This is a genomic window from Psychrobacter sp. Sarcosine-02u-2 (assembly GCF_002836335.1).
In the GTDB taxonomy this organism is placed as follows: domain Bacteria; phylum Pseudomonadota; class Gammaproteobacteria; order Pseudomonadales; family Moraxellaceae; genus Psychrobacter; species Psychrobacter faecalis.
In genome coordinates, this window is sequence record NZ_PJBX01000137.1 from 1 (window position 1) to 22,746 (window position 22,746).

The 22,746-nt window shown below is 43.8% G+C and carries 17 protein-coding genes, 1 other RNA gene and 2 pseudogenes; 10 read left to right on the plus strand and 10 right to left on the minus strand.

Features of this window, described 5'->3' with window-relative positions:
* Positions 1–81: 81 nt before the first annotated feature.
* The 4 genes and pseudogenes from CXF58_RS05265 to CXF58_RS14220 all read left to right on the plus strand — a co-directional run bounded on the left by CXF58_RS05265 (position 82) and on the right by CXF58_RS14220 (position 4,435).
* Positions 82–717: a response regulator gene (locus CXF58_RS05265; protein ID WP_102076814.1), complete on the plus strand. Its 636-nt coding sequence runs from the start codon at positions 82–84 to the stop codon at positions 715–717.
* 96 nt (positions 718–813) lie between these two features.
* Entirely contained in the window at positions 814–1,653 is an 840-nt protein-coding gene (locus CXF58_RS05270) for a hypothetical protein (RefSeq protein ID WP_228706543.1), read from the plus strand.
* 108 nt (positions 1,654–1,761) lie between these two features.
* Positions 1,762–2,682, plus strand: coding sequence for a sensor histidine kinase (locus CXF58_RS05275; protein ID WP_228706544.1), 921 nt, complete (start codon positions 1,762–1,764; stop codon positions 2,680–2,682).
* 34 nt (positions 2,683–2,716) lie between these two features.
* A pseudogene (locus CXF58_RS14220) lies at positions 2,717–4,435 on the plus strand (sigma 54-interacting transcriptional regulator).
* A gap of 30 nt (positions 4,436–4,465) precedes the next feature.
* Here the strand turns inward: CXF58_RS14220 and CXF58_RS05285 are convergent.
* The gene (locus CXF58_RS05285) at positions 4,466–6,145 is read right to left on the minus strand and encodes a S41 family peptidase (RefSeq protein WP_228706545.1); all 1,680 of its coding nucleotides are present in this window, start codon (positions 6,143–6,145) and stop codon (positions 4,466–4,468) included.
* A gap of 295 nt (positions 6,146–6,440) precedes the next feature.
* Positions 6,441–8,099 carry a 2,3-bisphosphoglycerate-independent phosphoglycerate mutase gene (gpmI, locus tag CXF58_RS05290; RefSeq protein ID WP_102076816.1) on the minus strand — a complete coding sequence of 553 codons (1,659 nt, stop codon included), beginning with the start codon at positions 8,097–8,099 and terminating at the stop codon, positions 6,441–6,443.
* A 246-nt stretch (positions 8,100–8,345) separates the two neighbouring features.
* Between gpmI and ssrS the strand changes: the two genes are divergently transcribed.
* A non-coding RNA gene (gene ssrS, locus CXF58_RS05295) (6S RNA) lies at positions 8,346–8,541 on the plus strand.
* Positions 8,542–8,678: 137 nt separating this feature from the next.
* Here the strand turns inward: ssrS and CXF58_RS05300 are convergent.
* Positions 8,679–9,296 carry an FxsA family protein gene (locus CXF58_RS05300; RefSeq protein WP_102076817.1) on the minus strand — a complete coding sequence of 206 codons (618 nt, stop codon included), beginning with the start codon at positions 9,294–9,296 and terminating at the stop codon, positions 8,679–8,681.
* Positions 9,297–9,448: 152 nt separating this feature from the next.
* Between CXF58_RS05300 and ruvC the strand changes: the two genes are divergently transcribed.
* Both ruvC and CXF58_RS05310 read left to right on the plus strand, forming a co-directional pair.
* The gene (gene ruvC / locus CXF58_RS05305) at positions 9,449–10,033 is read left to right on the plus strand and encodes a crossover junction endodeoxyribonuclease RuvC (RefSeq protein WP_102076818.1); all 585 of its coding nucleotides are present in this window, start codon (positions 9,449–9,451) and stop codon (positions 10,031–10,033) included.
* 255 nt (positions 10,034–10,288) lie between these two features.
* A pseudogene (locus CXF58_RS05310) lies at positions 10,289–11,595 on the plus strand (RNA-guided endonuclease InsQ/TnpB family protein).
* 114 nt (positions 11,596–11,709) lie between these two features.
* Here the strand turns inward: CXF58_RS05310 and CXF58_RS05315 are convergent.
* The 4 genes from CXF58_RS05315 to CXF58_RS05330 form a co-directional block, all read right to left on the minus strand.
* Positions 11,710–12,678 carry an META domain-containing protein gene (locus CXF58_RS05315; protein WP_102076820.1) on the minus strand — a complete coding sequence of 323 codons (969 nt, stop codon included), beginning with the start codon at positions 12,676–12,678 and terminating at the stop codon, positions 11,710–11,712.
* 289 nt (positions 12,679–12,967) lie between these two features.
* The gene (locus CXF58_RS05320) at positions 12,968–13,627 is read right to left on the minus strand and encodes a glutathione S-transferase family protein (protein ID WP_102076821.1); all 660 of its coding nucleotides are present in this window, start codon (positions 13,625–13,627) and stop codon (positions 12,968–12,970) included.
* Positions 13,628–13,869: 242 nt separating this feature from the next.
* The gene (locus tag CXF58_RS05325) at positions 13,870–14,508 is read right to left on the minus strand and encodes a peroxiredoxin (RefSeq protein ID WP_102076822.1); all 639 of its coding nucleotides are present in this window, start codon (positions 14,506–14,508) and stop codon (positions 13,870–13,872) included.
* A 388-nt stretch (positions 14,509–14,896) separates the two neighbouring features.
* On the minus strand, positions 14,897–16,636 hold the full coding sequence (locus CXF58_RS05330; RefSeq protein ID WP_102076823.1) for a glutamine--tRNA ligase/YqeY domain fusion protein: 1,740 nt from the start codon (positions 16,634–16,636) through the stop codon (positions 14,897–14,899).
* 274 nt (positions 16,637–16,910) lie between these two features.
* Between CXF58_RS05330 and CXF58_RS05335 the strand changes: the two genes are divergently transcribed.
* Together CXF58_RS05335 and CXF58_RS05340 are read left to right on the plus strand one after the other, a co-directional pair.
* A complete protein-coding gene (locus CXF58_RS05335) occupies positions 16,911–17,426 on the plus strand; it encodes a peptidylprolyl isomerase (RefSeq protein ID WP_068406650.1) in 516 nt (171 codons plus the stop codon).
* A 77-nt stretch (positions 17,427–17,503) separates the two neighbouring features.
* On the plus strand, positions 17,504–18,346 hold the full coding sequence (locus CXF58_RS05340; protein ID WP_102076824.1) for a UDP-2,3-diacylglucosamine diphosphatase: 843 nt from the start codon (positions 17,504–17,506) through the stop codon (positions 18,344–18,346).
* A 152-nt stretch (positions 18,347–18,498) separates the two neighbouring features.
* Here the strand turns inward: CXF58_RS05340 and CXF58_RS05345 are convergent, their stop codons facing one another.
* The 3 genes from CXF58_RS05345 to surE form a co-directional block, all read right to left on the minus strand.
* Entirely contained in the window at positions 18,499–19,803 is a 1,305-nt protein-coding gene (locus tag CXF58_RS05345; protein WP_102076825.1) for a lytic murein transglycosylase, read from the minus strand.
* A gap of 130 nt (positions 19,804–19,933) precedes the next feature.
* Positions 19,934–20,737 (minus strand): M23 family metallopeptidase, encoded by an 804-nt coding sequence (locus CXF58_RS05350; protein ID WP_102076826.1) that lies wholly within the window; start codon positions 20,735–20,737, stop codon positions 19,934–19,936.
* Positions 20,738–21,011: 274 nt separating this feature from the next.
* On the minus strand, positions 21,012–21,812 hold the full coding sequence (gene surE / locus CXF58_RS05355; protein ID WP_227514967.1) for a 5'/3'-nucleotidase SurE: 801 nt from the start codon (positions 21,810–21,812) through the stop codon (positions 21,012–21,014).
* A gap of 488 nt (positions 21,813–22,300) precedes the next feature.
* Here surE and CXF58_RS05360 point away from each other — a divergent pair, with 488 nt between their 5' ends.
* Positions 22,301–22,738 (plus strand): MCR_0457 family protein, encoded by a 438-nt coding sequence (locus CXF58_RS05360; RefSeq protein WP_068406636.1) that lies wholly within the window; start codon positions 22,301–22,303, stop codon positions 22,736–22,738.
* The last annotated feature ends 8 nt before the right edge of the window (positions 22,739–22,746 follow it).

Consider the following 22,746-nt stretch of genomic DNA (forward strand, 5'->3'; position numbering starts at 1 on the left):
TAAGTAAGAAAATAAAATCATTTAGATAGTTTAAGTTTAACAGTGCACCCTTTATTCTGACCAATAGAAAAGAGTATAACTATGATTCGAGTACTAGTAGTAGATGATCATGATTTGGTGCGAATGGGCATTAGCCGCATGTTGGCAGATAGTGCCGATATCGAAGTCGTCGGCGAAGCAGATAGCGGCGATATGGCGATTAAATTGGCAAAACAACTGCGTCCGGATGTGATATTGCTCGATGTCAATATGCCCAATATTGGCGGGCTTGAAGCCACCAAACGCCTTATTCAGCTTGATATGGGCTTTAAGATTTTGGCCGTGAGTAGCATGTCAGCGCAGCCTTACCCGTCGATGCTCATCAAAGCGGGTGTCAATGGTTATATCACCAAAGGGACGCCGCTTGATGAGATGATACGCGCGGTGAAAAAAGTCTATCAGGGCGGGCGTTACTTTAGCCAAGACGTTGCCGAGCAATTGGCGGATGTTCTGCTATCTGATAATGCCAGCTCACCTTTTGACTTATTAAGTGACCGTGAAAAACAGGTCGCGATGATGGTGGTAAATTGCCAAAGTCCGCAGCAAATCGCCGATCAACTATTTGTCAGCGTCAAAACCATCAATACTTATCGTTACCGTATTTATGAAAAAGTCGGTGTCGATAGCGATGTAAAGCTGACCCATTTGGCCATTCGCCATGGGCTTATTCAACCGTAAGTCGCTATGCGCATACATTTTAGGCGTCTTTTCTTTTATGACGGTTAATTTTTAAAGCCTATAGAAATACCGAAACCCTTAACGCCTATAACGCCTATGAAATTTCTAAAACCTGCGCCGTCGAAACCTATGAACTCTATTAGTAGCGTCATCGCGACTGTTATTGATTATTTTCAGCGCGATGACACCTTACCTTTGCCGCAGTTGCGCAGGCTAGGTCTGATTTATAGCAGCTATCGCTTTGTCGTCAGCCTATTTTCGATGCTGATGGTGTATATCACAGCGCGCGCTAACGATGGCTCATCATTACCAAGTTTTTTGCAGCAAACCGCGCTCAGTTTTTATGTCCTTCTAAGCTTAATTTTATTGGGTTTATTTTATGTGGTGACCAAGCATCCACGGCAACAGCTGGCGTTTGGTTTGGCAGTAGACGTCATTATTTTAAGCTTACTGCTTTATACCGCTGGCGCGCCTGATTTGCAGTTGACCATGCTGTATATGGTGGTGGTTGCCGCCAGCTTTATGCTGCTTCATAGCTCGCAAGCGCTGATTATTACTTTACTGGCGATTATTTTCGTTATCTATCAGCAGTTTTTTTATGCGATTGCCAATAGCATGAGTTTGGCAAATTTGGGTGATGCGCTCCTGATGTCAGCCAGCTTCTTGGCAGTCGGCGGTTTAAGTTGGTCAATCTCGCAGCGCTTGGTACAAGTTGAGAAAGTAGCGGCCCGTCACGCCAAAGAAGTCGAACGCTTAAACGTTATCAATCAAGAAGTCATCCCCCAAATGGCCAACGGTGTCATTGTTATCGATTGTGAACAAGTAGTTTTAGCTAACCTTGCGGCTTATCAATTACTCAGTATTCCAAATACTACGGCAATGGAGGCAGAGTATGTTGAGACAAATGCTGCGCTCAGTAGCTCGCCAAACAACTAGTTAAACAATTCTTTAAACAGCCATGCAAACAACTCTTCAAATAATATTAAAAATCATATTGCAAACAAACCACTCGCCGACTTTCAGCAGCAGTTTCGCGCGCAACATTTGCAGCTTTTTGAAGCCTGCCTATCGATAGAAACAGGACAATCTCGCAGTTTTATCTATGAATTGCCAGCTACTGCCAATGCCTCTGTCTTTGGTAAGCTTCGCGTCGAAATCATTCCGTTAAAAGATGACAGTAAGCTTGTCATATTGGAAGACTTACGCCGCGAACAAGCCAGCGCCCAACAGTTAAAATTGGCCTCACTCGGGCAACTGACCGCCAGTATTGCTCATGAAATAAGAAATCCTTTAGCCGCTATCTCGCAAGCCAGTCAACTACTGATAGAAGATATTGAAGAAAGTCAGGCCATAGAGAGTGCAAGCGCAAATGATGCCTTGGCTGGCAATCATGAGCTTTATAAAATGATATTCACGCAAACAAAGCGCGTTAATCGTATTATTGAAGACGTTTTAAAACTGTCACGCCAGCAAACCGCTAAGCAGCAATTAATTGCCCTTGCCGACTGGATGCCAGAATTTTTGACAAACTATTTTCAAGGTCACGATGTTTTTTTACACAGTCATGCGCAGCCGACCATCTTCTTTGATCCGCATCAATTAGAGCAAATTTTTATCAATTTAATTAACAATGGCTTACGTCATAGCAATTATGCTCACCCTCATGCCGTTGTGGAAATCGAAATTTATTGTGCCGATAACGATGTTATAATTGATGTATTGGACGATGGCACAGGTGTAAGCACGGCAGATTTAAACCACTTGTTCAATCCATTTTTTACCACTGATAAGGCGGGCACAGGTTTAGGCTTGTATTTATCGCAAGCATTTTGTGAGGCCAACCATGCGCGCCTACTTTATATTCCAGAACACAAAAAAACCTGTTTTCGTTTGATTGCGCCTGCTACTGACAACGCGGCCATTGATAATGAAGCAGTTGAAAACTTAGATAAAACCTATTTTTAATGCCTTGCAGTATTTTAGGACAATGAGATGATGTATGACCACAACCGCGCTAGTCGTTGATGATGAAGTAGATTTATGCCGCTTGATGCAAATTACCTTAACCAAAATGGGCATCAAAAGCGATGTGGCTTATACCTTGTTGCAAGCCAAAGCCTATTGGCAAGCAAACGACTATGATTTTTGTTTAACCGATTTAAAACTCCCTGATGGTTCAGGCTTAGAGTTGGTTAAGCATATTAGCAGCAGCTCAAGTACGCCCGTTGCCGTGATTACCGCGCATGGCAGTATGGATTTGGCGATTGAAGCACTGAAGCTGGGCGCTTTTGACTTTGTTAATAAGCCGCTTGAGCTGCCGCGCCTGCGTCAATTGGTTGAAAATGCACTCAAGGTTATTCATCAAGATAACGCCGCAAAGTCAACACCTGAGCAGCAAATGCTCGATAGCCGTCTGATTGGCGACTCAGCTGTCATGCACCCGTTAAAAAATACCATTTTAAAATTAGCACGCTCGCAAGCGCCAGTTTTTTTATCGGGGGCGTCAGGCACTGGTAAAGAAGTGGTTGCGCGCTTAGTCCATGACTTAAGTCGGCGCCGTGATAGCAGCTTTGTACCAGTCAACTGCGGCGCGATTCCATAAGAGCTGATGGAGTCAGAATTTTTTGGTCATAAAAAAGGCAGCTTTACTGGCGCTGTGGCTGATAAACAAGGACTGTTTCAACAGGCTAATGGCGGTACGCTATTTTTAGATGAGGTCGCCGACTTGCCACTAGCGATGCAGGTCAAATTACTGCGCGCCATTCAAGAAAAAACTGTGCGCGCGATCGGCGATACCAAAGAAGTGCCAGTTGATATTCGTACCCTATCAGCGACGCATAAGGATTTAAATCAGCTGGTACAAGAAGGTAGCTTCCGCCAAGATTTATATTACCGCATCAATGTCATTGAGCTTAAACTGCCGACGCTTAACGCAAGACGTGATGATATACCGGTATTGGCCAAGCACTTTTTGACCCTGATTGCGGACGAATGGCAATTGGAGTCGCCGCCAACACTGACCCATGCTGCGTGCGCGCGCCTACAACATCACGACTTTGCGGGTAATGTACGCGAATTACGTAATATCCTTGAACGCGCGATAACCTTAGCGGAGACATCCACTATTGATGCGAGTCATTTGGGCTTAGCTGATGTAGACAATGAACAATTAGAGAACACGCAAGAAGCTATTGCAGAAGTAGAGCAAAATAATAGCGCTGACAAAGCGACCCTTTCAAGCAATGCTATTTTAGATAAAAGTGAAAGCGTAGTAATAGAATCTAGAAAAGATAATGCGGTAAAAAAAGACGTAGAAGGTGCAGAAAAAGACAGCCTGCAACAGGCAAAAGCCACTGTATCTCCTTATCGCACGATTACTCAGCACTATCCTTCAATGAATGCGCGCGCGGCGACCAGTCCCGTAGCACAACCTGATAAAGCAGCAGCCAGCGCTATATCAGAACCATTAACAAATGAGATTGAGAAGCTAGAAGATTCAAAACCATCCGTAAATCAAGAAAATATTAGCGCGGGTCAATTACCTGCCCAAGGCTTAGAGCATTATTTGCAAGAGCAGGAAAGGCAGTTGATTATTACCGCCCTTAAACAGACAAACTGGAATAAGACCCAAGCTGCTGAATTGTTGGGCACCACTTTCCGCTCGTTACGCTATCGTATGTCAAAGCTTGAAATTGCTGAAAATCAATCTGAGCAATAAATAAGTACTCATATGTAGATAAAAGTTAAATTAAGGCTTGGCTCTAACCTTTGGCTTTTCAGTCGGCTTTTCAGTCACGTGCTCGATGATTGTATTGTTTTGAGTCACTTTATTTTTAACAACTTTATTATTAGTATCATCTTGATTAGGAACGTTTTTTGCTTGAGGCTTGCGTACAAAGCGAACACCCGACGGCAAGGCTTTTTGTCTGAGTAAATCAAGCGCCTGTTGCTCCCATGTGCTTTCATTTCCTGTTAAAGTCACATCAGGCGCTACCCCAACCCCATCTATTTTTTTACCCGAAGCGGTCATGTAATGGGCAACGGTCAGCTTCACCGCCTGCTCGTCATTCAGCGGTATCACAGACTGCACTGAACCTTTACCATAGCTGACCTCGCCTAAAATAGTCGTGCGTTTTTGCGCTTGCAAACTACTGGCTAAGACCTCAGCCGCTGAAGCAGAATAACGATTTTGCAACACCACAACTGGCATAGTATCTAATAACGCTGCACCTTGCGTCGATAGTGTGCGTGAGTCGCTTTGACGACCTTTGACTTGTACCACATCGGTATTGGTCATAAATAAGCTGGCAACGCTTACCGCTGACGCCAATACACCGCCTGGGTTGTCACGCATGTCTAATAAAATTCCCTTAACAGGCGCGTCCAAATCAATTAACCCTTGTAACAGCTTCTCACGGCTATTGTTTTGAAAGGCGGGTAATCTAACAATAGCCATTCCATCTACCAGCCGTGTTTCAATAATTTGTGGATGGTTGTGATTACGCTGTAAAGTCGTGGTATGTTTACGCCGTCCTGCTTTTGATGTCACGACATCCACTTGGGTACCTGCAATGCCCGTTAGCAATTGCTCAATGTCATTACTTTCTTCGTCTTCGCCAAGTTTAAACTCGTCCACTTGGTGCAAATAATCGCCAACGGCAATACCTTTTTTATCGGCAGGCGAGCCATCAACTACCTCAGTAATCACCCAATAGCCTACTTTAGGCTGATACTGCACCTTGATACCGATATCACCGACGTCGCCTTCAGTAAAAGCACGCAGATTCTCATAAGCTTCTGCATCCAAAAACTCAGCGTGGCTATCAAGCTTGGTCAACATACCGCTCATGGCGTTGCTAAATAGCTCTTCGTCACTGACTGTATCCACGTATTCGCGTCGTACCAAATCAACGACGGCCACAAAGGTTTTGAGCGTTTCAGGCGAAATGGCCTTTAACGATACTTGCGCAACTTCAGCGGGAATATCGGTGTTTATCACGTCTGACTCGTCATTTAGCGCGCTTTCATCGGCAACAGCATCTATCGAGTCATCGACTTGATCGGCAGATTCGAGCATATCGGCGATATCTGATAAATCGTCGGCGTTATTAGCTTGCTCGGCATTACTTAAGGATACATCGTCGTCGTTAAGCCCAATCAATTGCAAGCTTGCGGTAGGATTTTTGCCAGTATTATTGATTTTTTGATTATCATTGGTAGCAGCCTGTGCTGGCATATTGACCACACCTAGCCCTACTACACTGCTTATAAGAGCGGGTTTTAATAGCTGAGAGCTGATTGATTTGACATTAAAAGACTTCATTTTAAAAGATTTAGAACCAATAAATTTAGAATCAACAGGCAATGGCAAGATGATATTTCTCAAGCTTTTAGACAGCAATAAGGATAAAGGGCGAATTGGACGCATAATAAATTACTCAAAGAAAGGATTTGGTTATTATTTTTATAACTTTTGGATTATATGGATATTTATGATTATAAAGTTATTCATGAACAATGTCGTCTAAAATAACACTGCGCTTCTACCTAAGACTAGGACAGTATTGCAAGTAACTTAAACAATATGTATCAAGCAAAATGCGGGGATGCGCAAAAAAAAATGCAAAAAAAGGGAAAGACACTCAATATCTTTCCCTTTTTATAAAACTCAATAGCTTTAGCAGTAGTAATAGACTGATAAATGACCCTATTAAATGTCTAGTTTATGTAGCCGAAAGCAGTAAGTTTTTACCGGTCATCTCATCTGGTTGCTCGATTTCCATTAATGCCAAAATCGTAGGCGCAATATCACTAAGCTTGCCACCGCTACGTACTTTTACGGCTTTCTCACCAATATAAATCAATGGCACAAGCTCAGTAGTATGCTGCGTATGCACCTGACCACTTTCATAGTCTTGCATCTGCTCACAGTTGCCATGGTCAGCAGTGATCAGCATGTCGCCACCCGCAGCACGTACCGCTTTTTCTAAACGACCAATGCACACATCTAACGCCTCTACCGCCTTGACAGCAGCTTCAAAGACGCCTGTATGACCGACCATATCGCCGTTGGCATAGTTGACTACTAAAACATCGTATTTACCCGACTCGATAGCAGCGACCAGCTCATCGGTCACCTCAGGCGCACTCATTTCTGGCTGTAAATCGTAAGTAGCAACATCAGGCGATGGCACTAAAATCCGCGTCTCGCCTTCATATTCATCTTCGCGGCCGCCGCTAAAGAAAAAGGTCACGTGCGCATATTTTTCAGTTTCAGCGATACGTAGCTGGGTTTTACCTTTATCTTGTAAATACTCGCCAAGCGTATTGGTCAAAGACGCTGGATAATAAGCGATACTGGTTTTTGGATTGTCCGCTAACACGTCAGAGTATTTGGTCAACATCACAAAAGCGGCAAGCTTTGGTTGCTTATGACGGGCAAAACCAGAAAACTCATGATCTGGTAGCACAAAGGCTTGCGCAAGCTCACGGGCACGGTCAGCGCGGAAGTTCATAAAGATAAGTGCGTCATTGTCATCGACGGTATAAGGCACTTCGTCGCGACCAATCACCACCGTTGGATTGATAAACTCATCGGTTTCGCGTGCTTTATACGCCGCTTGTATGGCGCCATCGGCGCGCGTGGCTAAGCGATCGGCTTTACCTTCGGTGATAAGCTCATAGGCTTTTTGCACGCGGTCCCAGCGATTATCACGATCCATTGCATAATAGCGCCCGATAATGCTGGCAATTTGCACGCGGCCACCTTCGTAGTGGTCATTGAGCTTGGCAATATGGTCGCGTAAGCGGTTAATGTACTTATCAGCAGATTTGGGCGGGGTATCGCGGCCGTCTAAAAAACAATGCACAAAGACATTTTTGGCACCGTGTACCAATGCCGAATGGCACATGGCTTCGATATGATTTTGGTGCGAGTGCACGCCACCATCAGACAACAATCCCATAATATGTACGTTACCGCCAAGCTTATTTGCCGCTTTCACCGCATTAACTAAAGCTTCGTTTTTATAGAACTCACGATTGGCGACTTCATTTGAGATACGAGTGGAGTCTTGATAAAGCACGCGGCCGGCGCCCAAATTCATATGACCAACCTCTGAGTTACCAAACTGACCATCTGGCAGGCCGACATCTTCTCCTGAAGCCGATATCAATCCATGCGGGTATTGCTGATAAATCTTATCCAAATTTGGCATATGGGCGGCAGCAATCGCATTATCCTTATCGTCTTCACGATGCCCAAAACCATCTAATATCATTAAGACATGGGGCACTTTTTTATTTTGCTCGCTAACTTGCTTATTATTGAGCTGAGCCTGACTATCGTCGATAATTTCTGCTTGTTGCTGGTTATGGGTCATGGATTACCGCTCCTCAAGTGAATGAACGCCTAGAATGCTATCTTAGGATGTTTACAGTCCTCTATATTAACACATATCTCAAAATAGCTGAAAAATCGTCCTTTTAAGCCATATTTAAGCCCTTAAAAATTCTGCCATTTCATGGTAGATAAAGTAAATACTCAACATCATTCATGCTGCTTATTAACCCTACGTAGCAATCTGTAAATCGTACTTGCAATCACTCAAGTCATTGGTTAAGATAATTATATTCTGAAGTGTTGGCTAGTAGATGTTTATTCCCTGAGCCGATAATGCTTTACCAGGATGTGGTACCTATTGCCTCATTGTGTATGCCTGCACCGCTTGCGGTGTCTCAGGAAACCTGCAGAGGCAGTGACGCATCCGCCCTGAACTTCACGGTTCATGGGTCACCATCTTACGGCGGCACTTCGGTTGTTTTATTCAGTTATTAGCTATTTTATTTATAAATATTATCTTTTATAAAAAATGGTTTTTAACACTCAAAAAGCCCCTTTTATTAATGATAAAAGGGGCTTTTTTTATGCTAGCAAAAATGTCTATTTAATAATAAATCGATTATTCGTCATTGGCTGATTTGGTAATTTTCTTCACATCTTTATGGATGTTTTTAGCCGTACCATCGACAGTAGTATGTTGTTTAAACACATTGCCAAACGGATTTTGTTGCTGTTGACCAAATGGATTTTGGTTGTTCATACCACCAGCACCGCCAAATGGATTTTGACCGCCCATGCCGCCTGCGCCACCAAACGGGTTTTGTCCACCCATCTGTTTTGCCATCATCTCCATCATTTTTTGCTGATTGTTCATAACGTAATTATTAGCAAAGTCTTTGAGCTTTTTTTGCACCGGCGGCAATATCACCAGTAAGGCTAATAAGTCACTGAGCACACCCGGAATCAGCAGCAAAAGACCCGCCGCTGCTACAGCGACACTTTTAATCATGGTTGATTCTTGTGGACGCATAGCAGGGTTCATCATACCGCCCGCTTTCATCTGCTGCGCCATTGGATTGAGTGCTGCCATCCCTTTACGTATAAGAGAGATACCGATAACGGCGGCGATAATAAACCACATAAATACCCACCAACCGCTCATAAACTGCGCAAGTAAATACCAAAGCAGCATCTCGATAATAAACCAAACGATGGCAATACCAACTATCTGACCCATAAAGTGTCGTCCTATAAGATAAAATCTAAAAATTAAGCGCCATGCAAATTAATATGGCTAACATATGATGTATATGGGGATTGATTGCTATACTATCAAACTTACGGCTGATTTTTAAGCCATAAAACAAAATGTAAGTAATACGGAATACTATGGCAATTATTATCGGGATTGACCCGGGTTCGCGCATGACTGGTTATGGCATTATCCAACAAACGGGCGACAAACTAACGTATATAGACGCAGGCACGATTCGTACAGATACCAAAGAGATGCCTGAGCGCCTAAAGCGTATTTTTAATGGCTTAACGCGTATCACCCAGCATCATTTAAAATATGGCGACGAGCCGATTTATACTGCTATCGAGCAAGTTTTTATGGCAGAAAACCCAGACTCAGCGTTGAAGCTCGGGCAAGCTCGCGGTGCGGCGATTGCTGCTATGGTCGCTCTTGATTTAGAAGTATCGGAATATACCGCTCGCCAAATTAAACAAGCGGTCTGCGGCTATGGTGCAGCGGCAAAAGAGCAGGTACAAGAGATGGTCTGTCGCATTTTGGCGTTAGAGGTGGTGCCCCAGCAAGATGCCGCTGATGGTCTTGCCTGCGCCATTTGTCATGCGCATTCAAGCCATTCCATGAACAAACTCATAATGAATAGCGCCATGCGCGGACGCGGCACATCGAAGAAAAAAGGTCGCTGGCGTTTGACCGAAGAAGACTTAGGCAATTTGCGTTAAAAAATAAGTTCGCAGTAAAGTAATAGAAGTAATAAATATAAAAAAACACGCATCCAAACGGCGCGTGTTTTTCGTTTAAATTATCTCTTCTATCAAAACCGCGAAAGAGGACTCCATCCGATCTAGGGTGGAGGTGAATTTCGCATATCCTGCTCTTTTTTACACAGATACCTCATTAAAATCATACCAAACCCACTGAGTTATTGATACAATAATTAAGTATTAAGATATTTATAAACTCACTAAGCGCCTTCCATGAAAATCAACAAAGCGTATAAATTTAGGCTTGAGCCTAATGCAGAACAAGGGGTTATGCTGAGCCAGCTTGTCGGTTCTGCGCGGTTGGTTTGGAATCAAATATTAGCAATGTCATTTGAGATGTTTGCTAAAGGCGAGTTTATTAATGCGACCAATTTGGTCAATAAAATAACGGGATTGAAGAATGATCCCGATTTTGCCTACCTGAAAACCTGCTCCAATGCTGTATCCTTACAACAGAAAATCCGTGACTTAGCATCGGCTTGGGCGCGGTTTTTTGATCCCAAAGTCCATGCGAGGCACAAAGAAAATAAAAAGAAACCTCGTAAACCTAAATTCTTTAAACTGGCGGATGGCACCGAACTCCAATTAAGGCCGCTGATGCCGCAATGGAAACGCAAATCAGATGGGCGTGACTCAATTAGATTGGTGCAGTTTGATAAGTACTGCCGTGTTGAAGGCAATCGAGTGAAACTGCCCAATGGCGTTGGTTTCGTAAAGTTTAGAAAGTCCCAAGACATCATCGGCACCATCAAAAACGTCACCATCAGCAAAAAATCAGGGCGCTGGTACGTGTCTTTTGGCACAGAGCGAGAGTTGGCCCAAAAGCCAATTCATCCCTCGAAAAGCGCCATAGGCATTGATTTAGGTATCAGCAAACTGATTACCACCTCAAACAGTGAGGTCATCAAACCCAAAAACAGCTTTAAAGCCAATCAAATCAAACTGGCCAAGCTGCAACGGCAGTTGAGCCGCAAAGTTCTGTTTAGCCAAAACTGGAAAAAGCAGAACAGCAAGATTCAAAAACTCCATCACCACATCGCCAATATTCGCCATGACTACTTGCATAAAATCACCACCACAATCAGCAAAAACCACGCCATGATTGCCTGTGAAGATTTAAAAGTCGCCAATATGTCGAAGTCTGCCAGTGGTACGGTGGAAAATAAAGGTCGTCAGGTCAAAGCCAAGTCGGGATTGAACAAATCTATCCTAGATCAAGGCTGGGGCATGATGGTCAATATGCTTGAGTATAAGCAGCAATGGCGCGGTGGTTTACTTGTCAAAGTAAACCCACGATTCACCAGCCAAACCTGCTCTGAATGCCAACATATTGCCAAGGAAAATCGACAAACTCAGTCAAAATTTGAGTGCGTCAAATGCATGTATGTTGCGAACGCTGATTTTAATGCGGCTCGTAATATACTCGCGGCAGGACATGCCGTGTTGTCTGCGGAGGGAGGACGCAGTAAAGGTCGCCCGATGAAACAGAAAACAAGTGACACCGTGAGGATGTCACCTAAGAGCTGATGCTTTTAGAATCCCCCACTTGAGCTTGGCGAAAGTGGTGGGAGTATGTCAATTGAGTCATCGTTTAAAATAATGAAAATGACCAACAAACCTACTCTAACAAAGCATTACTCTACCACGCTACTCTCAATCACTGCATCGAGTACATAGGCATATTCTTGCGCTTCTTCATTCTCGTTAGCGTCTAACTGATAGCGCTGAAGACGTAGTACTTCATCGTGCATACCATCGGGCTGATAGCCATCGATTTCACCGTTAAAGGCTGTCCACTCACCTTCGCTAACCTTGATACCTTGGTGATCATAAGTAATGGGTTTTACTTGTAAGCATAACTCTGAACTCTTGTCAGCGCAGGCTACTTTCTTAGCATTGACTGCCCAAAATACCGTTTCACCTTTACTGTTGTATTTGGCCTGTGAGGTTAACTTACCTGCCCAAACTAACGTCGCCGCGTCGCTTGTGATTTGCGTTAAGATTGGTTGACGACTTTCAGCCGTTGCGCTCTCAGCACGACCGTTTTCGACATTGGCGTCTAATACTAAGGTCAATTGATTCTCACCTTGCATTAGCTCATTCAATTGGTTTTCAGCCTTATCAAGCTCACCGCACGACATTTTGGTGCTCATGCCGTCTTCGATGGTCAACGTTTGACCTTGAAGCTGATAACCTGCGCTCATGGTATTGCAGCCGACACTATAGTTTAGGCTATTCTCGCCTTGGTATTGGCTAAAGCTCAAGCGTACTTGGTCTTTGATATCGAGCAATGTATTTAGTGGCTGTGCACCTTTATCGCTTGCAGACATCAGTGTCCAGCGATAACGGGTAAGATTGGCTATCATTTGTTCTTCAGTGCTCATCTCAGCCGCCTTGAACTCATCATTTTCTAGCGTAGCAGCATTACTATCGACTTCGTTAGCATTTTCTGTCTGTACATCATTCTCGCCTGGCACTGAGGCTTCTTGGCAGGCAGTTAATGTCAGACTTACCGCTAAAATACTGGGCAACACAGCAAATCTAGCCAAAGACTTTATAAAAGATGATTCCGTAAAATATTGGGTGTCAAAAGATGAGGTCATAACAGTCATACCTTGTGAGTAAACCTTTTCGATATTCCGCTTTTTAACATACGAAGTTTTCACTATACAAATCGCAATTGTATCTATTTTTGTAAAGTGTTCATAATTTGACCACTATAGCGCCGATGTCATCTATTATTGTTACAAAGTGTTTAATTTTATAGATTGATAGTAACTGTTTTCGATAGTTTTTCTAATTTTACAATAAAAAAAGCCTTAACTGGCTAATATAGTGGTTAGCGCATTAAGGCTTCTGGCTATGTAAAGCTCGATTTATAAAGCGACCTTATCATTCATCATAAGCAGGTTTGGCTTTTGCCATATTTTTAATACTAAAGCGCTCATGCATCATTTGATAAAAACGCGCCAAATTTTCGCCCTGCTCGTTTGGATTAAATTTTAGCGCTTTACCAAAATCTAGACCCAAATACAGTACGATATCGGCAAAGCTTAACTGGTCACCGACCAAATAATCATGACCGTTTAAGGCATTTTCAAAATAAGGTAGGGCTTTTATCGCGCGGGCAATAGAGGGCGCGACAAACTCAGGTACTTGTTCGACACGCTGCGCTTTGGACGGATGGCTATGCTGAAACGCCAGCATAAAGTTGTATAGCACCTCAAACTCGGCAATACGGCGCATCGAGCATACTTGCGCCCGCTGTACGACGTCATTACCCATCACCGAGCGCTCGCCATAAACACGGTCGAGATACTCGCATACCGCCTGCGAGTCATTCAGCACCGTACCATCATCCAAGGTTAATACCGGCACCGTCTGCATGGGATTGATTTTGGTAAATTCCTCGGACATCTGCTCATTGGTAGCAAAGTCGATATCGACCACATCAAGATCATCCATATCATCGACATCGATACCTTTTGACGCTAATAAAATAAGCGCTTTACGTGGATTTGGGGCGGTACGGGTTAAGTATAATTTTTTCATGGCAAACTCCTTGTAAGACGGTTTTAAAGCGACTCAGCGCCCTTTGGTTTTATTATGATTATTGCATCATCGTTCATGGATAAAATTATGAATATCATGTGTAGATATTTCAGCCTGTTATTATCATAACAAAACCTTATGAAATATGCTGTTTTAATAAAAATCTGAGAAAGTAAAAGCCCTATAACATGACGTCATAGGGCTTATTAACTTAAAACAACTGCTTGGACTAGCTGCTCAACTTATTTGTTAGGCGCAGGCGTGGTACGGAGATAAGGTTTAATTTCGGTATGGCCTTTTGGATAATTGGCGGGAATATCTTCATTTTTCACGCTTGGTGGAATGATAACGTCATCGCCTTCTTTCCAATCAACTGGCGTTGCGACGTTATACTCATCAGACAATTGCATCGCATCGATAACTCGGACGATCTCATCAAAGTTACGGCCACAGCTGGCTGGATAAGTCAGCGTTAAGCGTACTTTTTTGTTTGGATCAATGATAAATACACTTCGAACCGTCGCGGTATTGTCGGCATTTGGATGAATCATGTCATAAAGATCCGCCACTTTGCGATCTGAGTCCGCAATGATAGGGAAGTTAACGGCGGTACCTTGGGTTTCTTCGATATCTTTGGCCCAGCCTTTATGATCGTCTAGGCCGTCAACTGATAAGGCAATTGCTTTTACATTGCGCTTTTGGAACTCGCCGCCTAATGCAGCCGTACGCCCAAGCTCAGTGGTACAGACTGGCGTATAATCAGCAGGGTGCGAAAATAACACTACCCAGCTGTCGCCTGCCCAATCATAAAAGTTGATATCACCTTCTGTGGTGCTTGCGTCAAAGTTTGGGGCGGTATCACCTAAACGTAAATTTGCCATGCTTTATTCCTTATTTATATGAGTAATGAGCGTTAGTATTTATTCATACCCAAAGGTATCCATCGCTCTATTGTTATAAACGTACTTAGCTATTAACGTACTTGGTCAATACTACACAATAACTCAAAGTACGTCAGCAAGAATTCTCTTCTATCTTAGCAAACTGGTTATGAATGTCTTGTGATGGATTGTAATGCGCTTATGCCATTTATTACTAAGCGCGTAAGTTTGCATTTAAAGCCTTAACCAAATTACTATGTCTGAAGCCTTGAAGAAAATCCACGTTCATAAAAAAGCCCATCTCTAGCGTACTAGAAATGGGCGATTTTGAAAACTACTATTGTTGAGTGCTTTCTTAAACGTTGCGAGCAAAGCCAGTAGCTATAATTTAAGCCGGTTTATAGCTGTCACGTAAGCTCACGATTTGATTAAATACAGGCTTGTCGCTCATATGGTCTTCACTATCAGCAATAAAGTAGCCTTCACGCTCGAACTGGAAACGCGTACCAGCATCGCTATTTGCCAATGATGGCTCAACTACGGCATCGAGCTCAATCAACGAGTTAGGATTTAGCGCTTGATGAACGTCGGCGACGCTACTTGGATCTTCAGCGCTAAATAGCTGCTCATACATGCGTACCGTCGCTGGAACGCCTTGGCTTGCTGAGACCCAATGAATCACGCCTTTAACCTTACGGCCTTCAGGGTTGTTACCCAAAGTCGCAGGGTCAATCGTTGCTTTTAGCTCAACAACATTACCTGCGTTATCTAGCACATGCTCAGTCACTGCCAACACATAAGTGTTACGCAGACGGATTTCTGGCTTTTCTGGAGATAAACGCTTATAGCCTGCTGGCGGCTCAATCTCGTAATCGCCTTGGTCAATATAAAGGGTTTCGGTAAACGGAATTTCACGCTCGCCCATATCGACATTTGGATGGTTTGGCTGGGTGAGCCATAAGGTCTGTGCATCATCGTCCCAGCGCGCATTGACGCTATCTGCTTTTTGCGATTCCCAACTGCTAACCGCATCGCTAAAGTTAGTAATCGTTACCTTTAACGGCTTAAGCACTGCCATACCGCGCGCCGTCGTCGTCTCTAATGACTGACGAATACTAAATTCTAATAGACGAAAATCAACGACGCTGTCTACTTTGGTCACGCCGACACGCTCACTAAAATCGCGTAAACCTTCAGGCGTATAGCCACGGCGGCGCATGCCAGCGATGGTCGGCATCCGTGGGTCATCCCAACCGCTAACAATACCTTCATCAACCAACTGCTTTAATTTGCGTTTACTGGTCAAGGTATGGTCGACGTTTAGACGACTAAACTCGTACTGGTGTGGCGGCACATCAAAGCCAATTTTTTCAACCGCCCAATCATAAAACGGACGATGGTCTTCAAATTCTAGTGTACATAACGAATGGGTAATACCTTCGAGTGCATCAGAGAGCGGATGGGCAAAATCGTACATCGGATAAATACACCATTTATCACCGGTTTGATGATGCGCTTGGTGCATGACGCGATAGATAACAGGGTCGCGCATATTCATGTTTGGGCTTGCCATGTCAATCTTGGCGCGCAGCACGGCTTTGCCTTCGGCAAACTTGCCTTCTTTCATATCATTAAAGAGTTTTAAGTTTTCTTCAACACTGGCATCACGCTGCGTCGACGGCGTGCCTGCTTCATTAAATGAACCACGATTAACGCGAATTTGCTCAGGCGATTGCAAGTCCACATAAGCATCACCCTGCTCAATCAACTGTACGGCCCATGCGTACAACTGGTCAAAGTAACCGGACGCATGGTGCGCCTCGCCTGCCCACTCAAAGCCAAGCCATTTCACATCATTTTCAATATTATCAATATAGTCTTGCTTTTCGGCGGTTGGGTTGGTGTCATCAAAGCGCAAGTTACAAACGCCGCCAAACTCTTCGGCGATACCAAAGTTTAAGCAGATAGATTTGACATGACCTAAGTGCAAATAGCCGTTTGGCTCAGGCGGAAAGCGCGTCACGATTTGCGGGTATTTTTGCGCTTTGATATCGTCACGAATGATATTACGAATAAAGTCATTTTTTTGTTCGTCTTTTTGTACATTGTTGCTTGAGTGCTCACTCATTACTCATTGCTCCTAGCGCAAGGTTTCAGTCTATAACACGTGTCATTACGCTTTATAAAAGGTTCAAAATAAGAAAATTTAAAATAATCAATCAAAAATCGCTGATAAAAGATAACGTTGCGTTATTCTATCAGCTTTTGCAAAGGCATTAACAGCCTGATACATGACAGACGACAAAAAAGCCGTTAGACTAGCCATAACTTTTTAGTCAGCAACTTTTTAACCACCACTTAACAGCGTTATTTTAGACGCTATAATCAAAAAGGAATATCACATGGTAGACATGCCACCAGTAGTAGAACTTGACACCAATATGGGTGCGATCGTTATCGAACTCAATGAAGAAAAAGCACCAAAAACGGTCGAAAACTTTTTAAACTATGTTAAATCTGGTCATTATGACGGGACGATTTTTCATCGCATCATTGACGGCTTTATGATTCAAGGCGGCGGTATGGACGCTGAAATGAATGAAAAAGCGACCAATGCACCTGTTGAAAACGAAGCGGACAATGGCTTGAAAAATGACAAAGGTACGATTGCGATGGCCCGTACGCAAGACCCGCATTCAGCAACCAGTCAGTTTTTTATTAACGTAAAAGACAACGATTTCCTAAATCACTCTGGCAAAAACATGCAAGGTTGGGGCTATACCGTATTTGGTAAGGTCACCAGCGGCATGGATGTTATCGACAAAATGCGCGGCGTACCAACCGGTCGTTTTGGCATGCATGCTGATGTGCCAAACGAGCCTGTGGTCATCAACTCTGCGACTATCATTACGCAGTAATCGTTTTTTATAAACGGTATAAGATAAGCGGTTTGTCATTAATAGCCGCTTATCTTACCTTATGAGGATAAAGATACATGCAAAGCTTTAATCATTTAATCACGACCCGCCCTCATGAGGTGCGGCAAGTTTTGATTAGCGATTTGCATTTATCGCCAGAAGAGCCTGCCTTAGTGCAGGCTTTTTTGGCCCTGCTCGAGGATTGCCTTGCCCTATCTCAGCTTAAACGCTTATTTATCTTGGGTGATTGGTTTGAGGTTTGGATTGGCGATGATGCTTATTTGACTTTGTCAGAAAACGCGCGCCAAAGCCATTGGCTCACGCCGCTTATTATTAAGTTAAAAAAACTGCGAGTGGCAGGTTGCGAGATATTGGTCATGCATGGCAACCGTGACTTCCTCTTAGGTCAGCCATTTTGTAGCTTATTTGGCGGTGAGCTGATTTATGAGCCGTATTATTTAACCGTCGGACAGCAGAATTACCGCTTAGAACACGGCGATGCCTTATGTACCGATGATAAAAAATATCAGTTTTTTCGCAAAATGATGCGTAACCGTTTTACCCAGTGGTATTTACTCAATAAATCGCTGACAAAGCGCTTAGCGATTGCCGATAAATTACGGCAAAAAAGTCAGCAAAATAATGCCAATAAAGCCGCTTATATCATGGACGTCAATGAAGATGCAGTAATACAAGCCATAGCAAACAGCGATGCGTTATTACATGGTCATACCCATCGCCCAGCCATTCATCAGGCGGCGACAGATAAAAAGCGCTACGTGCTTGGTGATTGGCGACTGTTAAATAAGGATGCACGCCAGCCAAAAGTCAGTGCGGTGATTGGGGCGGTGACGGCACATAAAAATTCAGATAATAATAATGCTGAGTTTGAGTTGGTTGAGTTTAAGATGACTGTCTAAACCCTATCTAAACTACTGCTACAATTTTTATAAAACTGTACGAACAAAAAAAACTCCGCTTAGCACGGAGTTTTTTTTATTTATGAGAGTTAATTATTTTTAAACCATCGTTGTAAATAACGATTATCTAAAAACAGCGACTTTACTCTGTCTCACCATCCTGCCAATGAAGATGCTGTGCGTTGAGTGATAAAGCCGTCTGGCGTTTGACCATTATCTGCTTGCCAGCGCTGGAACGCCTTACGCGTATTGGTACCAACGATGCCATCAGCGCCTTTGGTATCATAACCCATGCTGGTTAAACGCTGCTGCAAATTACGCACTTGCGCGGTCGATAATGGACGCTCATAGCGCGGCCATGATTTTTGTAAGCCGCTCTGACCTGCCAGCGCTTTACCAAGTAAGCTCACACCAAGCGCATAGTTTGATGAGTTGTTGTAAACCTTGATGACATCAAAGTTTGGGCTAAGTAATAGGACTGGACCATCTTTACCAGCAGGTAGCCATAGCTCCATTTGCGTATTGGCATCTAAATAAACATCAGCGATGGTATCCACGCCCATCGCCGCCCATCTAGCCGCAGGTTGCTTGGTACCAACCGTTGAGTAATCAAACGACGCAGGTACAGTCGCTTCATAAAATGGCGCAAGGCCTCGCACCCAACCTGAATTACTCAGGTAATTGGCAGTAGAGGCCAGAGCATCGCTCGTTGCCCATGGGTTACGATGACCGTTACCATCACCATCAACGCCGTGTTTCAGCCAGGTATCAGGGATAAACTGCGTCTGCCCCATACCGCCTGCCCAAGAGCCATCGAGCTGTGACCATGAGACATCGCCGCGCTGCAATAGCGTCGCTAGTGACAATAACTGGGTTTCAGCAAATTCTTGGCGACGGCCATCATAAGCAAGGCTAGCAAGCGAGCTTGGAATACTGCTATTGCCCGTTACCACACCGTATGATGACTCCATGCCCCAAATCGCAGCGATGATTTCTGCATTGACGCCATATTGCGACTCTAACTGTGATAAAAAGGTGCGTTGCTCGGCAAACTTACGCTTACCTGTGCTGACACGGCCATCTGATACGGCAGAATCGACATATTCCCAAGGCATTTTAGAAAACTCTGGCTGCCCTGAATCCAGCGAGATAACTTGCTGATTTAAATAAGCCATGTCCATCAAACGACGCACGGTTGAAGCATCATGACCCGCTGCAATGGCGCGCATCGAAAAGTCAGATTTCCAATCAGAAAAACTGTGATAGCTTGGTTTAGCAACTGGCTGCGGCTTGACGACTGGTACAGGCGTTGGCTTAACCTGAATGGTTTGAGTCTGGGTAATTTGCACATTACCTTGGCGTACAGGGGTACTCGGCTTTTGCATTGCCTGCTGGCTGGTACAGCCGACCATGACTAACGCGGGAAACAAGGCAAGATATTGTTTGTTTAATAACATAAATTTCTCAAATATGAATAAGTAAAGCAACTGACAGCTAATAATTAATAGCGAGCGAGCAATAACAATTAACGACAACCACTAAAAAACTGCAGCAAATTTAACGTTTTAAAATCTAACGTCTTAAAATTTAACGTCCAAGCACCGCACGTGGGTCGATAGGGTTACCATTTAGGCGTACTTGGAATTCTAAGCCAACTTGGTTGCTCTCACCGCTGCTACCCATATTTGCAATACGCTGACCGCGCTGTACCGCTTCACCTTCTTTTACCAGCAAGGCACTGTTATGCGCATAAGCAGTAATATAATTATCGCTATGGCGAATCATAATTAGATTGCCATACTCTGGCAGGCCGTTACCTGAATACAGCACCGTACCTGATTGGCTGGCAAGCACTGGATCGCCAACATTACCGGCAAACCACATACCCATATTACCGGCAGCAGCATCAAAGTTACGAATCACTTGGTTGCGACTTGGATACTCATAACCCGAGGTTGCGTTGGCGGTCACTTCATAAACATGCGTTTGCGAATAGTTCGGAGTATTATTCACAGGCGGTGTATAGCTCGGCTGTGGCCGTGTTTGAGCAGGGGTGTTATAGCGATTGTTATTATTGGCGCTTACTGGCTCGGCTTGCCATAACTTGAGCCATTGACCACTATAAATCGTATATTTGCTATCTAAACCATTGATCGCACCGATTTGGCGATAATTGAGACGATAGCGGGCGGCGATTTGACTGACAGTGTCGCCACGCTGCACACGATAATAATTGGGCACGCCTTGTCCGTTGGTGATAATCTTCGGTCCCTGATTAGCCCCTTGATAGGTGGGTTTGGTGGCACAGCCGACCATTGTCACGGTCGCTGCCGTCAATGTTCCCATCAAGGCTAGGGTTGCTAAGCGCGATCCAGCAATAAGCTTCTTCATACAAGATTTCCTATTCTTTATGTTACTCACAAACTCCTTGTGTTACTCACAAGCATTTTGCTAACGGTTGTAACGTTTAATGTCCTAAACACCATAATTATGCATTTAATAACCAATGGTTTTTAGCTCATTCAATAATAAATGGTTTTTAGCGATTTTAAGCCCTAGCAAATTTAGTACTAATAAATTTGAGCATTGGCCAATTTAAGCACGGGCAAATATCATCATAAACTTAGATAAATCAGTCAATTTACAGCACTAATTAGAGGGCTAATTACAGTACTAAGGCTGAGAGTGACGCAAGGGTTTCGGTCGGCGTATGATGCAGGCGCACAGGCGATACACTAATATACCCTGCTGCCACCGCTTGGTCATCCATCATCTGTATTTCTGCTGATTCAATACTTGCGTCGTCTGTTAATAATTCCCGTTGGCGTTTGCGTAACGATAGCCAGTAGGCATCGCGTCCGCGTGGATCGACCACATGATGAACGGGACGCGCAATCTGACTGTGACTCAGCGCTGTTATTTTTCGACCTTTAATCGCAGCTACGCTTTTGACATCAGGAATATTAACGTTTAATACATGATAGGGCAAATTTTTGCAAGCCTCCAATATCGGTGTATCGGTCATGAGTTTGACAATCTCATTGGCCGCCATTTGATAATGACTGGCCTGCTGCGCTTCGTCATTTTTTGTGCCGCCACCTACCAAAGAGGTTGCGATCGCTGGTATGCCAAAAAGCTGCGCGGTCAATGCAGCGCCAAAGGTACCCGAAAACAATACGTCCTGACCAAGATTGGCACCGGAATTGATGCCAGTAATCACCCAGTCAAAATCGCTATGACGATAGAGTTCATGTAACGCCAAGTAGATACAATCAGCGGGTGAACCATTGACCGCTATAAAACCCGAATCTAACTTATGGGTATATAACGGCGTTGAGATGCTCAAAGCGCTTGCGCAGCCGCTCTGCTCGTTGCTTGGCGCAACCACCACCACTTCTGCGACGGTTGACAATGCCTGATAAAGCGCCAACAACCCAGGCGCATGCACCCCATCATCATTACTCATTAAAATCTTCATTTTTGCCCAACTCTGCTTAATATCGTCATTAATGACCGTCTGTCAGGTTCTCTACTTTTTTATCCTAAAACCGCTATAATTATGCCTGCCGAAATCAAGAAAAATAAAGACAGACATTATAGATAGCGCTGTCGCGTTTTAGATTTTGGGCGATTATACCCTACTCGCCTCGCGAGGCGAACCCAGACTTTGAGCAAGTTCAACTTACTATTTGATTTTATTCATAATTTTAATAATAGCAGCAAGCATCTTTTGCAAAAGGTAAAACGTTGGGGTTACAGTAGGCAACAAGAGACAACATGATCAATTGATATTTTTATGTTGAGGTAACTTAGGGCGATATAATGCTGATATGTTGCTGTAAAGGCGGCTTAGCTCACAATATATCTACACATAAATCAATATTTTATGTGACTTTTATTTTTTTACCCATTAACATAGCACCATCAAACAAAGATAAGCGAGTGTAATACTGAATGAAAAATCAATCGATATTATCTATAGCTTCTGTGATAGCAAAGACCGCCTCAAAAGTTGGTCTTGCAGGACTGATAACGTCTATTGCTATGCTGTCTCAAGCGACCCAAGCTGCGTCCAATGCGTCGACTACCATTCCAGTAGATTTATCGGGCATTAATATCACTAAGCATGAAATTGCGGTGATGCATGTGTTATCAGAGATTTGCCCGCCGATGTTAACTGGCAAACAAAAACAGCGCTTTTATAAATCTTATAACGTGCAGCTGCATGAATTGATGCCATCGTTAGAGGATCCAAAAGCGGCTATTCAATACTTGTCTACGCAGCAAGATTATCGTCAAATTCTGCAAGGTATTCGTAGTTGGACCATGGGCTTCTCAAAACAAGAGAACAAAGCCTTATGCGAAGATTTGGCCAATGCTGAATATCATTAATCCGTTTC